The organism is Flavobacterium salmonis (genome assembly GCF_903819435.1).
Lineage (GTDB): Bacteria > Bacteroidota > Bacteroidia > Flavobacteriales > Flavobacteriaceae > Flavobacterium > Flavobacterium chungangense.
This window is the reverse complement of sequence record NZ_CAIJDP010000067.1, coordinates 24,922-40,455: the sequence shown is the minus strand read 5'-3', so window position 1 is coordinate 40,455 and position 15,534 is coordinate 24,922. Positions and strand designations below refer to the sequence as shown.

The 15,534-nt window shown below is 34.3% G+C and carries 12 protein-coding genes; 5 read left to right on the top strand and 7 right to left on the bottom strand.

Annotated elements, in window-relative coordinates; all coding sequences use genetic code 11:
* Genes FLACHUCJ7_RS10005 through FLACHUCJ7_RS09995 form a run of 3 tightly spaced genes read left to right on the top strand, consistent with a single transcriptional unit; the run spans position 1 to position 5,447 of the window.
* Positions 1–1,248: a TolC family protein gene (locus tag FLACHUCJ7_RS10005; protein ID WP_180908799.1), complete on the top strand. Its 1,248-nt coding sequence runs from the start codon at positions 1–3 to the stop codon at positions 1,246–1,248.
* Positions 1,249–1,259: 11 nt separating this feature from the next.
* Positions 1,260–2,345, top strand: a complete 1,086-nt coding sequence (locus FLACHUCJ7_RS10000; RefSeq protein ID WP_180908798.1) for an efflux RND transporter periplasmic adaptor subunit — start codon at positions 1,260–1,262, stop codon at positions 2,343–2,345.
* A gap of 3 nt (positions 2,346–2,348) precedes the next feature.
* The gene (locus tag FLACHUCJ7_RS09995) at positions 2,349–5,447 is read left to right on the top strand and encodes an efflux RND transporter permease subunit (protein WP_180908797.1); all 3,099 of its coding nucleotides are present in this window, start codon (positions 2,349–2,351) and stop codon (positions 5,445–5,447) included.
* 267 nt (positions 5,448–5,714) lie between these two features.
* Here the strand turns inward: FLACHUCJ7_RS09995 and FLACHUCJ7_RS09990 are convergent, their stop codons facing one another.
* The gene (locus tag FLACHUCJ7_RS09990; protein WP_031456215.1) at positions 5,715–6,098 is read right to left on the bottom strand and encodes an ankyrin repeat domain-containing protein; all 384 of its coding nucleotides are present in this window, start codon (positions 6,096–6,098) and stop codon (positions 5,715–5,717) included.
* Between the two features lie 332 nt (positions 6,099–6,430).
* Here FLACHUCJ7_RS09990 and FLACHUCJ7_RS09985 point away from each other — a divergent pair, with 332 nt between their 5' ends.
* Complete coding sequence (locus FLACHUCJ7_RS09985; RefSeq protein WP_230408807.1) at positions 6,431–6,910, top strand: SRPBCC family protein; 480 nt, start codon at positions 6,431–6,433, stop codon at positions 6,908–6,910.
* Between the two features lie 120 nt (positions 6,911–7,030).
* Here the strand turns inward: FLACHUCJ7_RS09985 and FLACHUCJ7_RS09980 are convergent, their stop codons facing one another.
* From FLACHUCJ7_RS09980 to FLACHUCJ7_RS09955, 6 genes are all read right to left on the bottom strand, one after another.
* Positions 7,031–8,170, bottom strand: a complete 1,140-nt coding sequence (locus tag FLACHUCJ7_RS09980) for a glycoside hydrolase family 26 protein (protein WP_180908796.1) — start codon at positions 8,168–8,170, stop codon at positions 7,031–7,033.
* A gap of 29 nt (positions 8,171–8,199) precedes the next feature.
* A complete protein-coding gene (locus FLACHUCJ7_RS09975) occupies positions 8,200–9,156 on the bottom strand; it encodes a phosphoribosylaminoimidazolesuccinocarboxamide synthase (protein ID WP_180908795.1) in 957 nt (318 codons plus the stop codon).
* 143 nt (positions 9,157–9,299) lie between these two features.
* Positions 9,300–11,648, bottom strand: coding sequence for a S9 family peptidase (locus FLACHUCJ7_RS09970; RefSeq protein WP_180908794.1), 2,349 nt, complete (start codon positions 11,646–11,648; stop codon positions 9,300–9,302).
* 152 nt (positions 11,649–11,800) lie between these two features.
* On the bottom strand, positions 11,801–12,631 hold the full coding sequence (locus FLACHUCJ7_RS09965) for a Cof-type HAD-IIB family hydrolase (protein ID WP_180908793.1): 831 nt from the start codon (positions 12,629–12,631) through the stop codon (positions 11,801–11,803).
* A gap of 158 nt (positions 12,632–12,789) precedes the next feature.
* On the bottom strand, positions 12,790–13,236 hold the full coding sequence (locus tag FLACHUCJ7_RS09960) for a hypothetical protein (protein WP_180908792.1): 447 nt from the start codon (positions 13,234–13,236) through the stop codon (positions 12,790–12,792).
* A gap of 170 nt (positions 13,237–13,406) precedes the next feature.
* Positions 13,407–14,357: a PhoH family protein gene (locus FLACHUCJ7_RS09955; RefSeq protein WP_078229967.1), complete on the bottom strand. Its 951-nt coding sequence runs from the start codon at positions 14,355–14,357 to the stop codon at positions 13,407–13,409.
* A gap of 182 nt (positions 14,358–14,539) precedes the next feature.
* Between FLACHUCJ7_RS09955 and FLACHUCJ7_RS09950 the strand changes: the two genes are divergently transcribed.
* Positions 14,540–15,367 (top strand): SAM hydrolase/SAM-dependent halogenase family protein, encoded by an 828-nt coding sequence (locus tag FLACHUCJ7_RS09950; protein ID WP_078229968.1) that lies wholly within the window; start codon positions 14,540–14,542, stop codon positions 15,365–15,367.
* Positions 15,368–15,534 lie beyond the last annotated feature (167 nt).

The window sequence follows — 15,534 nt, the reverse complement described above, 5'->3', positions numbered from 1 at the left end:
ATGAAAAAGTTATTTGCATTATTGCTGCTGATTGCCATGAATCAGATGGTTCTGGCTCAAAAAACAGTCACTTTAGAAGATTGTGAAAGTCAGTTTTTAAAAAACAACCTCTTCCTGTTGGCTTCGCATTACAATATCGATGCCTCAAAAGCGCTGACGATTCAGGCGGGTATCTGGGACAACCCAGTGATTTCCGCAGAACTGAACGCCTACAATCCTGATCGTGATAAATATTTTGATATCGGAAAACAAGGTCAGAAAGTATTTGGCATCGAACAGCTGATTTATCTGGGCGGAAAAAAACGTAATGAAGTAAAATTAGCGAAAACCAATGAACAGCTGGCAGAACTGCAATTCAATGATTTGCTAAGAACACTGAAACTACAATTACGTAAAAGTTTTTATACGGTTTATTACAATTCAAAAAGTCTGGAAACCACAGATAAACAATTGGCTCACATTGAAGATTTAATCAATTCCTATTCAGTTCAGGCGCAAAAGGGGAATATTCCTTTGAAAGATGTTGTTCGTCTGCAGTCGCTTTATCTGAATTTTAAAAACGAGCGAATGGAAGTAGTAAATAACAATATAGAAGAACAGGCGAATTTAAAATTGCTTATAAATTCTACTGAAGAAATTGTTCCGAATGTTTCAAAAGATGAATTCAGCAAATACTTAAAAACGATTGATTTCGATTTAAAATCCTTCGAAAATGAAGCCATTACCAATAGACCTGATTATCTGGCGAGACAAAAGGAAATCGATGCTAATGAACTGAATGTAAAGTGGCAAAAATCGCTTTCTGTTCCGGATATAACCTTAGGAGCGAAATACGATCAGCGAAGCGGTGCTTTTAATAATGAGGCGAATTTAACCGTTGGAATTCCCTTGCCGCTTTGGAATCAAAACAAAGGAAATATTAAGTACGCAAAGACCATTCTGGAACAATCAAAAATTGAAAAGCAAAATTTTGAACTACAGCTTCAGACCGAAATTACATCTGCCTGGAATAAATGGGAGGAATCCCGTAAAAACTATGTAGTGATAAAACCAACCGTAAACTCAGATTTTGAAGCCGTTTATAATGGGATCTTAACCAATTTCCAGAAACGAAACATCAGCTTATTAGAATTTACTGATTTTATGGAAAGCTACAATCAGGCAAATATTCAGGTAAACGAGCTAAAGAAAAAACTGGCGCTGTCTGCCGAAGAACTAAACAGTACAATCAACAAAGACTTATTTTAAAACGAAATAAAATGAAACATAAACTAATCATCGGAATTGCAATTGTGAGTTTATCCATCGCAGGCTGTAAAAAAGAAGTAGAAAATCCGCAAATCAATACTTCTTTTGCATTGAGTGATAACATGCTGAAAACGACAACCACAGCAGTTTCACAACTACAGCCCGTAACAAACGAATTAAATTTTTATGGAAAAATTACGGCCGACAACAATAAAATGATCGATGTTTACCCGCTTGTGGGAGGAAACGTAATCAAGGTCAATGTAGAGCTTGGAGATTATGTAAAAAAAGGGCAGGTACTGGCAACTATAAAAAGTACTGACATTGCCGATTTTGAAAAACAATCGCTCGATGCCAAAAGTGACTTGCTGGTTGCTAAAAATAATCTGAAAGTGGCTCAGGAATTATTTGACGGAAAATTAAATTCTGAAAGCGATGTGCTTCAGGCCAAATCTGAAGTGAATAAAGCACAGTCGCAATTAAGCAAAGTTCAGGAAACATATAAAATCTACAACATTAAAGCAGGTTCTATTTATGAAGTTACAGCGCCAATCAGTGGTTTTGTGATTCAAAAAAGTATTAATCAGGATATGCTTTTGCGAAGCGATCGCTCAGAAAATATTTTTGATATTGCCGAAATAAGCGAAGTCTGGGCAATGGCGAACATTAATGAAATCGACATCAATAAAGTAAAATTAGGAATCGATGCAGATGTTACCACTTTAAGTTATCCTGATAAAGTTTTTAAAGGAAAAGTAGATAAAATTTTTAACGTGATTGATCCCGAAACCAAGGCGATGCAGGCGCGAGTTAAACTGCAAAACCCAGGATTTTTACTGAAACCGGATATGAATGCCAACATCAAATTATCTTTTAAAGAAGATAAATCGATGATTGCAATTCCGAGCGATGCTATTGTTTTCGATAAAAGTAAAAATTTCGTCATGATTTTTAAAGACCGAAATAACATCGAAACCAGACAAGTTGAGGTTTACCGAGTGGTTGGGAAAACTACCTATATCTCAAGCGGTTTAAAAGAAAATGAAAAAGTCATTACCAACAATCAGCTATTTATTTACCGTGCTTTAAACGAATAAGACATGAACAAATTCATACGAAATATTATTGCTTTTTCGCTCAAGAACAAAGCATTCACCTTTTTTTGGGTAGGATTACTGGCCGTTGCAGGATTTATTTCCTTCAAAAATATGCCAATTGATGCTTTTCCGGATGTAACCAACACCCAGATTATCATCATTACACAATGGAACGGAAAAAGTGCTGAGGAAGTAGAGCGTTTTGTGACTTCTCCTATCGAAATTTCCATGAACTCGGTACAGAAAAAGACGAGTGTCCGCAGTATTACCATGTTTGGTTTATCGGTTATCAAAATCATTTTTGATGATGGAGTCGATGATACATTTGCCCGTTTTCAGGTCAATAATTTGCTAAAAAACGTTACGCTTCCGGATGATGTAGAACCCGATGTTCAGCCACCTTATGGACCAACAGGAGAAATTTTTAGATATATTGTAAAGAGTGACAGCAGAGACAGCCGTGAATTATTAACGTATCAAAACTGGGTGATCGACAAACAGCTTCGTTCTGTTCCCGGTGTGGCCGATTTGAATGTTTTTGGAGGTCAGACTAAAACTTACGAAGTTGGTGTTGATCCCGTTAAATTAGCAAAATACAATATTACGCCGCTTCAGGTTTATAATGCCGTTGATGCAGGAAATTTGAATGTTGGTGGTGATATCATCGAAAAAAACGGACAGGCATTTGTGGTTCGCGGAGTCGGACTTTTAAAATCCCGAAAAGATATTGAAAACATCATCGTTGATCAGGCCGGAGGAAATCCAATTTTGGTTAAAAACGTAGCTTCTGTTTACGAAAGCTCAATGCCTAGAGTAGGACAGACGGGTATTGGAAACAATGACGATGCCGTTGAAGGGATTGTTGTGATGCGTAAAGGCGAAAATGCACAGGAAACTTTGGCTTTAATCAAAGATAAAATCAAAGATTTAAATGAAAATGTACTGCCGAAAGACATTAAAATTGAAACCTTTTATGATCGTGATAATCTGATGAATTTCACGACAGAAACGGTGATGCACAATTTATTTGAAGGAATTATTCTGGTTACCTGCGTTGTGTTTCTTTTCATGGCCGACTGGAGAACTACTTTTACAGTTTCTATCGTCATTCCACTTTCCTTATTGTTTGCATTTTTATGCCTGAAAATGATGGGAATGAGTGCCAACTTGCTGAGTCTGGGTGCAGTCGATTTCGGAATTATTATTGATGGGGCAGTCGTAATGGTCGAAGGGCTGTTTGTAGTTTTAGATCACCGCGCACATCAATTAGGAATGACAGCCTATAACAAAATTGCAAAAGGAAGCCTGATCAAAAAAACAGGAACAGAAATGGGTAAAGCCATCTTCTTTTCTAAGTTAATCATCATTACGGCTTTATTACCTATATTTTCTTTTCAAAAAGTTGAAGGAAAAATGTTCTCCCCTTTGGCTTTTACGTTAGGTTTTGCCTTAATGGGAGCTTTACTTTTCACTTTGACACTGGTACCGGTTTTGTCGCACATTCTTTTAAACAAAAATGTAAAGGAAAAAAATAATCCTTTTGTGAATTTTTGGGACAGAATTGTAGGGAAAGGCTTTGCCTGGACATTTAAACATAAAGTGAAATCATTGGTTATTTCAATTTCTATTATTGCGGTAACTTTCTTTTCGGCTTCGTTTTTAGGAACAGAATTTTTACCTCAGTTAAATGAAGGGGCTTTGTGGGTAACAGCAGAACTGCCAATGAGTACGTCGCTTCCGGAGAGTGTTCAGACGGCGGCACTCATCAGAAAAGATCTGGAAACTTTTCCGGAAGTTAAAAAAGTGCTTTCGCAAACCGGAAGAAGCAACGATGGAACAGATCCAAACGGTTTTGGATTTATACAGCTTCAGGTAGATTTAAAACCTAAATCAGAATGGACGCGTAAAATCAATATGGATCAACTGATTAACGAAATGGATCAGAAACTAAAAGTACATCAGGGAATTACGTATAACTATTCACAGCCTGTTATTGACAACGTAGCCGAATCTGTAGCCGGGTTCAAAGCTTCAAATGCTGTGAAAATTTATGGAGATGACTTGGACAAACTGGATGAATTATCAAATGAGGTTTTAGCGAAAATCAAAAATATTCCGGGTATTAAAGACGTCGGAATTCTGAGAAATGTTGGCCAGCCTGAAATCAGTGTGATTCTCAACAGAGAAAAAATGGCTGCTTACGGAGTAACTTTGGGAGATGCTCAGGCTGTTTTAGAATTAGCTTTTGGAGGAAAAACCGCTACTCAAAAATACGAAGACGAAAAGAAATTTGATGTAAGGGTTCGTTTCTCCAAAGAATATAGAAAAGATGAAGAAGATTTAGCCGAATTAAAAGTACCAACAATCAGCGGTGCTAAAATTCCGTTAAAGGAAATCTGTGATATTAAGACCGTTACAGGTCCGGCGTTTATTTACAGAGACAATACCAAAAGATTTATTGGTGTGAAATTCTCTGTTCGTGATCGTGATCTAGGAAGCACTATTGCCGAAGCACAGGAAAAAGTAGCCGAAGTGAAAATGCCGGCAGGTTATACGACAGGCTGGACAGGTGAATTTGAAAATCAGGTTCGTGCGAGTGCGCGTCTCGCTCAGGTCGTACCCATCAGTTTAATTGGAATTTTTGTGCTGCTGTTCATTCTATTTGGAAATATAAAAGATTCACTGCTCGTTTTGTCTAATGTTCCGTTTGCCATAATCGGAGGAATTATAGCATTGCACTTGACGGGAATGAATTTTGGAATCTCGGCAGGGGTTGGTTTTATTGCCTTACTCGGAATCTGTATTCAAAACGGGGTTATCCTGATATCCGAATTTCATCATAACCTCAAGGCTAAATTTTCTCTCGAAGAATCTATTTTCATGGGGGTAAAAGCCAGAACCAGAGCCGTAGTGATGACAGCTTTGATGGCTTCAATTGGTTTGCTACCGGCGGCAATTTCAACCGGAATAGGTTCTGAGTCACAAAAACCATTAGCCATTGTAATTATTGGGGGATTAATCACTGCAACAGTTTTGACTTTGTTGGTTTTCCCAATTCTGTTCTGGATATTCAATCGTAAAAAGCATGCTCCAATTGAGTAAATAGTAATAGTTGGTTATTTTAATTTGGGGAGAAAAGCATCATTATTTTTATAATGGTGCTTTTTGTATTATACAGAAATAGTAATGAGAGGATATTAATTTTCAGAAGCTGATCCCGCTGTCCCTTATATCTTTTATGGCGAACCCCGCCATAAAAGGATGCCAGTCCCATCGGGGCTAAAAAGACCTAAAAATAAAAACGACCTTCTACTCAGGAAGGTCGTTTCAATTACTAACTCAAACTCTTATAAATTTTTAGAGATTTTTTTATTTCATATCTTTCAAAATAGCAACTGCTTCTGCAGCATTAGATAATTGTGCATATTTTAAAGCGGTAAATCCTTTTTCATTTTTAACGCCAGGTTTTGCTCCCTGTGCCAATAAGATTTTAATGATTTCAACTTTGTTGTAACGTGCAGCTGTCATTAACGGAGTCATATCTTCTGAAATTTGATTTACATCAGCTCCGTATTCAATAAACTTCAAAACGATTTGAAGATCACCTTTTAAAATTGCCACATTTAGTGGTGAAGCATCATAAGCCGAAGTTATAACTTTTTTGTCTTTATTAAAAGACTTGAAATTTGAAGCTAAAGAAACATTTGTAAAAGCTACTAAAGCTACTCCTAAGTAAACGATTGATTTTTTCATAACGATTGTTGTTTGTTGATTGATTAATGATGATGATTTTTAATTCTGATGTAAAGGTAATCTAATTTTTGTATTATGCATTACAAGGTACTATGTTTTAACTAATTCTTAACATTTATTTAATAAGTTGCCCTTGTACACTTTTTAAAAATGTTAAATTACATCTCTCCTATATAGACGATGAATAAACCAATATGTTACAGTTATAATTAAAAAAAATGAAAAAAATCTTATCAAAAAAACAGATAGTGTAAATCTTAATTTTTTCTTTTTTAACTTTACTATTCTTCAAACTAATAAATACTTTATTAACTACATTAAATTACAAAGCCATGTTCATTATCAAAAGAATTTTAATTGCGCTTATTTTAATTGTATCAATAGTATTAATTACAGCCTATTTTATGCCAAGAGAATATGCTGTTACAAAAGAAATTACGATTAATAGACCAGCTGATTCGGTTTTTAATTATATCAGATATTTTAAAAATCAAAACGAATTTAGTGTCTGGTCTAAAATTGATCCGAAAATGAAATTAACTTATAGAGGAACAGACGGAACAGTTGGAGCCATTTCGGCATGGGAAAGCGATGTAAAGGATGTTGGTGTTGGCGAACAGGAGGTAACAAAAATTATCGAAGGGAAACGAATAGATTTTGCACTGCGTTTTAAGAAACCAATGGAGGATACTGCCGGCGCATTTATGTCAACCGAAACTGTTTCTGGTAATCAGACTAAAGTAAAATGGGTAATCAGTGGTTGTGATACCCTATCCAATAAATATTATGCTTCCAATGATGAAAATGGATAAAATGATTGGTAATGATCTGCAAAAAGGACTTGTAAATTTGAAAACGAAAATGGAAAACTAAATTTTTAGCCACAGATCAGATTCTAAATCATATTAATTGATTTAATCTGCGGCTAAAAATTATCTCAGTTTAAAACTCCCGCGATAAACATTCTTTAAATCTTTTTCAAACAGAGTGTAAGGGTCTTTGTAAAACTGTAGAAAATCAGGAACGCTTATTTGTCCGGGAAAAGGAGCGTAGTAATGTGTTGGGCTCACAGCATCGTTTCTCCAGACCAAAACGTAAGCCAGTTCTAACTTCTCAGATTGTAATGTTTTTAATAAAGTATCAGTCCACCATGTTGCATTTGGAATTGATTCTAAACCTGTTTCGGTAAAAGCGGCCAGTTTTTTCTTTTGGATTGCGACGTCTGAGATTATTTTCAATTTCTTTTTTGCAGCCTCAAGATCGTATTTGCCGTCACGTCCAAAATCGCCATAATCATCCATTCCAAACAAATCTACAAAATCATCTCCCGGGTATCGTTCCAAATATTCTTCTTCACAGTTAAATCGGTTATCGGGTGAAAAAGCATAAATGAAATTATGAACATCCAAAGTATCTCTTAAATACGAAACCGTAAATTGCCAGACTGCAATAAAATCTTCACGAGAGGTATATTTTTTCCCCCACCAAAACCAATCCCCGTCAAATTCATGGTAAGGTCTAAAAATCATGGGAGCAAGTTTACCGTCTTTTGCTTTTACAGAATGGGCAAAATCAGCAATTATTTTTAAAATTTCTTTATACTGTTCGTGATGGGAGCCTTCCGGTTTAATTAAGGAAATTGAAGCAGTCGAGATTCCGTCTTTCCAATAAAAACCTCCTTCAGATACCGGATTATTAAAATGCCAGGCAACAGTGGTAATCCCGCCACGTTTATAAGTGTCCACAACATTTTGCCTTAAAATTTCTTTCGCATTTTCAATTCTCTCATTTGATTGTCCTGAAAAATCACTAAAATCAATTCCAATAACAGCAGGATGGGAGCCTGTAACTGATTTTACATCTGATTTGTTAGTTTCGCCTGACCACCCATGTCCGTATTCCAAAGCATGCTGATGTCCAAAAAGAATATGCTCTTTTGCAATGGTTTTAAGATTATGATATAAATTTCGAGTCTCTTCTGTCGCCTTTTTATCAATCTGAGCAAAAAGAAAATGCCCTGCTGTCATAAATACGAACAGCAAGGCATTTTTTTTATTAGTAATAATGTTCATGGTTTAAATAGTTAGTTTAAACCCTAAAATTACTCTTTAGCAGTAAGGTAATCTAATACGTTTTTATCAATACGTTGGTCAATATTATCAATATCAGCTTTTACAAATTTCTCACCTAAAATATTCTCATATAATTCAATATATCTTTCAGAAACTGATTCAATGTAAGCATCTGTCATTTCAGGTATTTGCTGCCCTTCCTGTCCTTGAAAACCATTTTCTATCAACCAGCGGCGTACAAACTCTTTTGATAATTGTTTTTGCTCTTCTCCTTTATCTTGTCTTTCCTGGTATCCGTCAGCATAAAAATAACGAGATGAATCCGGTGTGTGAATTTCATCAATAAGCACAATTACACCTTCTTTTGTTTTTCCGAATTCGTATTTGGTGTCAACCAAAATTAAACCACGATCTGCAGCAATTTCAGTTCCTCTTTGAAATAAATCACGGGTAAATTTCTCTAAAACAATATAATCCTCTTCTGTAACAATTCCATTTGATAAAATAGCTTCGCGAGAAATATCTTCATCATGAGAACCATTATCTGCTTTTGTAGTTGGTGTTATAATTGGTTCAGGAAATTTATCATTTTCTTTTAAACCTTCTGGCATTGTTACGCCACAAATTTGTCTTTTACCTGCAGCGTATTCACGAGCAGCATGTCCTGAAAGATAGCCGCGAATTACCATTTCAACTTTAAATGGCTCACACAAATGTCCAACAGCAACGTTTGGATCCGGAGTTGCAATCAGCCAATTTGGAACAATATCTTCCGTCAATTCCATGAATTTTGTGGCAATCTGATTTAGTATTTGTCCTTTGTATGGAATTCCCTTTGGCAAAACCACATCAAAAGCCGAAAGTCTGTCGGTTGCAACCATCACCAAAAGTTCGTCGTTAATATTATAAACTTCTCTAACTTTTCCGCGATAAACTGATTTTTGATTCGGGAAATTGAAATTTGTAGTTGTGATTGTATTGCTCATTATCCTTAGTTGTGTTGTTTTTATAAATGCAAATTTAAAACTATTTAAAAGAGCAAACAAATGTTTATTTGTTGATAGTTTATTGTTAATGGTTGATAGTTTTTAGGTCAACTGCATTGCAATCCAAACGATCAACTACCAACCTATTTTTTCAAAAGTGTCGAATTAAATAAATTTAAGATTCTGCTGTATTCATCAATCCACGAATATGTTTCTTTGAATCCGTGTGCTTCAACCGGGAAAGAAGCAAGGCTCCAATTCTTTTTCTCCAATTCAATAAAACGTTGAGACAAACGAACGATGTCTTTATATTCTACGTTATCATCCACCATTCCGTGAAGCATTACTAAATTACCTTTTAAATTGTCTGCATAATAAATAGGAGAACTTTTTTTATACGCTTCAGGATCCGTTTCTGGGAAGTTTAAAATATTACTGGTATATCCGTGATTATAATGTGCCCAGTCTGTCACTGAACGTAATGCAGCTCCCGAAACAAATTCACCAGGTGTTGTAAGCATTCCCATTAACGTAATAAAGCCACCATATGATCCTCCATAAATTCCTACTCTGTTAGTGTCAATACCGTATTTTTCTACCAAATATTTTTTACCGTCAATATGATCTGATAAGTCTTTTCCTCCCATAAAACGGTAAATTCCGGTTCTGAAATCACGTCCGTAACCGTCACTTCCGCGATAATCAATATCCAAAACGGTGTACCCCAAATCGGTTAACAGATTATGGAACATATATTCTCTGTAATAATTGCTCCAGAAATTATGCGCATTTTGAAGATAACCTGCACCATGAACGAAAATGATAGCCGCTTTATTGGCAATTTCTGCTTTAGGAGTATATAATCTTGCGTTGACCGGAGTTCCGTCCTGTGCTTTAAATGTAATAATTTCCGGCTCTCTCCATTGATACTTTTTAAAATCCTCAGAGATTGAAGAAGAAATTTGATGTAAACTGGTATTCTTTTTATTGTCGGCAATGTAAAAATCCCAGGGTATGTTTTTAGACGAATAACGAACTAAAAGTGACTTTTCGTCTGGAGAAACTACTACCTCATTTGCACCATCTTTTGTCAAAATTGGCTGTAACAAACCATCAGCAAGAGCTAATTTATAGAAGTTTCTGTTTCCCGGATGTGTTGTATTTGTTGTTAGATAAAATGTTTTTTTATCTTTTGATAAAGTTACATTCCGTACTTCCCAATTACCTTTTGTTAATTGTGTTTTCTTTTTGGTTTTTAAATTATAAGTGTATAAATGAGAATATCCAGTAACTTCAGATTGAAAATAAATGGTTTCATTATCTGCTAAAAAATCCAACATGCCTGAAGAAAAGGAATAGGATGGAATCCCCGGACCGGCAATCCATGCTTCGTCATGCTGATATTCGATCTCTTCAAAAGTTCCTTTATCTAAGTTTAAATTCACTAGCCATCTGTCTTTATTATCCTGGCTTCTAATCTCAACTACAGCCAGCGATCCATCCTGATTATAAACGGGAGACTGGGCAACAATTAATTTATCTTCTTTTGGTTTGTTTTTTAATTTAGTATACGATTCATAATACATTGGAGTATCCTGAATATGACTTAAACTTGAAAAATTCACATAATAAACGGAATCTTTTGCGACAGAATAAATAGCAAATCTGTTTTTTACAAAATTATTGGTTGAAACTTTTTCTTTTGTTTCCGGTGTTTGATTATAACCGTCAGAAGTTATAAAGACCTCCATTTTTTCTTGTTTGGTTTCTGAGTTTTCAATTAAAATGAAAGTAGCAAAGTTTCCGTTTGGATTAATCTGCAGGCTATATAAATTATCTTTACCATAAAAGTATTCTTTTGCAAAATCCGACTTAAGAGTTTTTTCTTTAGCAAGATTCCATTCCTTTTTAGCTGCTGCATCTCTTATAAACTGAAACAGTTCTTTTTGCTGTGTACTTAAAAAAGATTCTTTTTCAGGTTTTGTTTCTTTTTTATTGCCTTTATTCAAATTTGTAATTTGCAAAAGGGTTCCTTCTTTGGTGTTGTATTTAAAAAGATTGTCTTTTTGTTCAAAAAACAATATTCCTGCCTGAGATCCTAACTGTAAATTAGATATTGGAACAGATTGTTGAATTAATTTTTTAATTGATTTTGAATGAATAGAATAGGAATACAAAGATCCTTTATCAAGGTAATAAACGATATCTGAGCCAGGTTTGGTTTTAAAATCAAGTTGAGAAAAAGCAGCTTCTTTAGGAGTAACAATTTCTGGCTTTGTCATACCTTTTTGCCAAAAGTATGTACTGGCTCCCAATTCATCTTTAGGATTCCATTCAAAATAAACTTTTTTACCATCCAATGACCAACGTCCGTTTGTTGGTTGGTTTCCAATAAAAGACTCGCCTTTCATTATTTCTTCCAATTTCAGTTTTTGGCTTTGTCCAGAAATCAGGAAAAATAAGAAGATAGGGATAAAAATATTTTTTGTCATTATATTATTTTTTGAGAAAACAAAAATACATTACGAAAGTATTAAAAAATGTTTTTTTTTGCGAAATTCTTTGTAATACATCAGTTTAATAAAAAAATCCCTGAATAAGTATTTCAGGGATTCTGTATTTTGATGAAAACTTATATTTTAAACTAACCTCCTATAAGTTCTTTGTCTAGTATTTTTGAAGCAATATATCTTGCGACTCCGTCTTCAGCATTGGTTTTTATGACTTCCAAATCTGGAAGGGTTTCTTTTAATAATATAGGAGCATTTCCCATAATTAAACCTTTTCCTGACGCTGATAACATTTGAACATCGTTAAAACCATCACCAAAAGAAATAGCTTCCTTTAAAGTAAAACTTTTTTTTTCGAGCACTCTTTCAATCGCTACGGCTTTATCAATAGACTTATCCATAAATTCCAGACAAGTTGGGAGGCTAAAGGCGTGATGCAAATGTTCTGATGAATTTACGAGAATAGCATCTTTTAATTTTACTAATTTTTCATGATCATCACAAGAAAAGAAAATTTTAATGGCTCCAAAATCATCCAGGGTTTTGTAATCAACCAACTCAGGATGATATTTTAATTCGGCTTGAAAAGCATTTAGTTTTTCGCTGACTTTATTTGTCTGCCAAACATTTTCTTTAAATAAAACGACGGTAATCTCAGGATCGATATCAACATTTAAAGCTGCTTTAACAATATCACTATCTAAATTGAACGAAAAAAGTTCTTCTTTTTCAGGCGAATGAATTCTGGCTCCGTTTGAACTTACCAGATAAACCGGAACTTCAAGTGTTTCAATAATTGCCATGGCATCAAGATGATGACGGCCTGTAGCAACAACGATAAGATAATTTTGATTGTGAAGTTCCTGAAAAATTGATTTGGTATAATCAGATATTCTGTGTTGAGGGTTGAGTAAGGTTCCGTCAAGGTCACTTACAACAACTTTTATGTTTTTAAGTTTTGTCATATTAATAATCAAACATTTATGAGATGCAAATTTACTGCTTTAAGCCTGGAAGTCCAAAGTTTAAAATGTTTGAAAGGCTGAAATGAGGTAAAGTTTATTATTAATTTAACGATTTGCTTAAAATTTATGTTGATAGATTAAAACTCTAGTCGTTAATCTTACCTTTTAATTTTTTGAGTTCTTGCATAAGCTATTTTCAAAGTATCAGGACAATTAGAACTGGCTTTTAATTTATAAACTAAAGAATCATTTTTAATATAAAACATTTCTTTATTGAAAATAGCAAAAGAAGCATCGTCTTTAGGATTACAGTTTGGAATTGTCAATAAATCTTTCCCTTTGTATTTTCCAAAAGAAATACATTCAACAAATGGAAACATTCTATAACATGTATCACTGGTTGTACTGTTTAACTCTATTGAATCCCCAATTATTTTCCAATTACCTTTAGATTTTACTCTCCAATCACAGCCTGCGCTTCTATAATAAAATGAACTATCTTTCTTTATTATAATACTTGATTTTCCCGGAACAATATATTCTGTATCATGCCAGGTTCCGACAAATTTACTAACTGGGATTTCTGATTTTCTACATGAAATCAAACAGATAATTGATTAAGAAAGCTAATGTTCTAATTTTCATTTAATTGCTATTTTAGAATTTTCTCAAAAAAAATATTCGTTTTATACATTTCCATAAAAGATAAGTATAAAACGAATATTAATAAATGTCAAAACACTTTCACGATTTACATCTGACATTTTTATAAAAGTTAATCGTGATTTTCTATTTGTTTATAAGCGTCAATTACCTTTTTAACTAACCTGTGACGTACGATATCTTTATCATCAAGATAAATAATTCCAATTCCATCCACATCTTTCAGAACCAAGATAGCTTCTTTAAGACCGGAAATAGTTCTGCGTGGCAAATCGACCTGTCCCGGATCTCCCGTAATCATGAATTTTGCATTTTTACCCATACGTGTCAAAAACATTTTCATTTGTGAATGGGTTGTATTTTGCGCTTCGTCCAGAATTACAAAAGCATTATCTAAAGTCCGTCCACGCATAAAGGCCAACGGTGCAATCTGAATAATTCCTTTTAAAATATAGTCTTCAAGCTTTTCGTTTGGCAGCATATCGCGCAAAGCATCATAAAGAGGCTGCATGTATGGATCCAGTTTTTCTTTCATATCGCCGGGTAAAAAACCAAGATTTTCTCCTGCTTCTACCGCTGGTCGGGTAAGTATGATCCTTTTTACTTCTTTTTCTTTAAGTGCTTTTACGGCCATCGCTACACCTGTATAGGTTTTACCCGTTCCGGCCGGACCAACTGCAAATACCATATCATTTTTTTTAATGGTATCCACCAACAACTGTTGGTTTGGTGTCATGGCTTTTATAATCTTACCGCCAACTCCATGAACCAGTATTTTGTCATGGTCTAATGATTTTCTTTCATCCTGGCCATCACTCATTATTACGCGCTCAATTACATTATCATCAATGTTGTTGTATCGTGTAAAATGGAGCATGAGCCTTTGAAATCTCTTTTCGAATTCATCTAAAACTTCTTTTTCGCCAAATGCTTTCAAAGTCGTTCCTCTTGCTACTATTTTAAGCTTTGGGTAGTACTTTTTAATGATTTCAAGATGAGTGTCTTGAGCGCCCCAGAAGTCTTTTGGAGCGATGTCTATGAGCTCGATTATTCTTTCGTTCAAATGAGGTAGTTTTAAATTAAAAATAAATCTGTTTTATAAATAGGTGGCTGTCGGGTCTTGTTTATATCTTTAAATGCAATTTGTCTTTTCTTCTTTCAATTTGCATTAAGTATTATTAGCTTTGCATTTCTCAAATTTAATGAAAATTAGATTTAAATACTATCATAGTTATAAACAAAAAGATGTCAATAATTACCCTTACTACCGATTATGGCTTGAAAGATCACTTTGTTGGTTCTTTAAAGGGTAAAATTCTTTCTGAATATTCAGAGGCTCAAATAATTGATATTTCTCATGATATTGATCCATTCAATACTGCCGAAGCAAGTTACGTTATCAGTGCGTCGTATTTAAGTTTTCCAAAAGGAACCGTTCACTTAATTGGAGTCGATATTGAGCGTAATAAAGAGAATCAGCATATTGCTATGCAATGGAACGATCATTACTTTATTTGTGCTGATAACGGAATTTTAAGCATGCTTACGCAGAAAATTGTCCCGCAGAAAATTGTAGAAATCAATATACATGATCGTTTCCCAAGTGAGTTTAGCGATTTGGATATTTTTATTCAGGTTGCCTGTCATATTGCAAAAGGAGGATTATTGAATGTTATCGGAAAAGAAATTCCAGAGATTAAAGAGGTAACAGAACTACAGGCCATTATTTCTGCCGATGGAAATTCACTAAAGGGATATGTAATTTATATCGACCATTTTGGAAATGTCGTAACCAATATTTCTAAGAAACAATTCATGGAAGTTTCACGAGGGCGTCCTTACGAAATTGAAATGAAACCCAAAAACATAAAAACCATTCTGCCAAATTATTCGGCTATTGCAACATCAGACAAATACCCCATTAAGACTTATGAAGGAGAAAAACTGGCAATTTTTAATGAAGCCGGGTTTTTGGAAATTGCTATTTTTAGAAGTAATCCTTCAAAAGTGGGTTCTGCAAATAGTTTACTTGGGTTGAATTATCGTGATGTCATTACGGTGAAGTTTTCGTAAAATTTTAAATTTTAGAATACTGGAAACTTGGAATTTAGAATTTCAATATTGGATTTTATTTTTTTTCTTAAAAAGAACAATCAATTTTGGTACTTTTGCGGGTTTGTAATGCTTTTGGATGTTGATGCCAAAATAAACAAATCAACGATTAAACGAATAAACGTTTT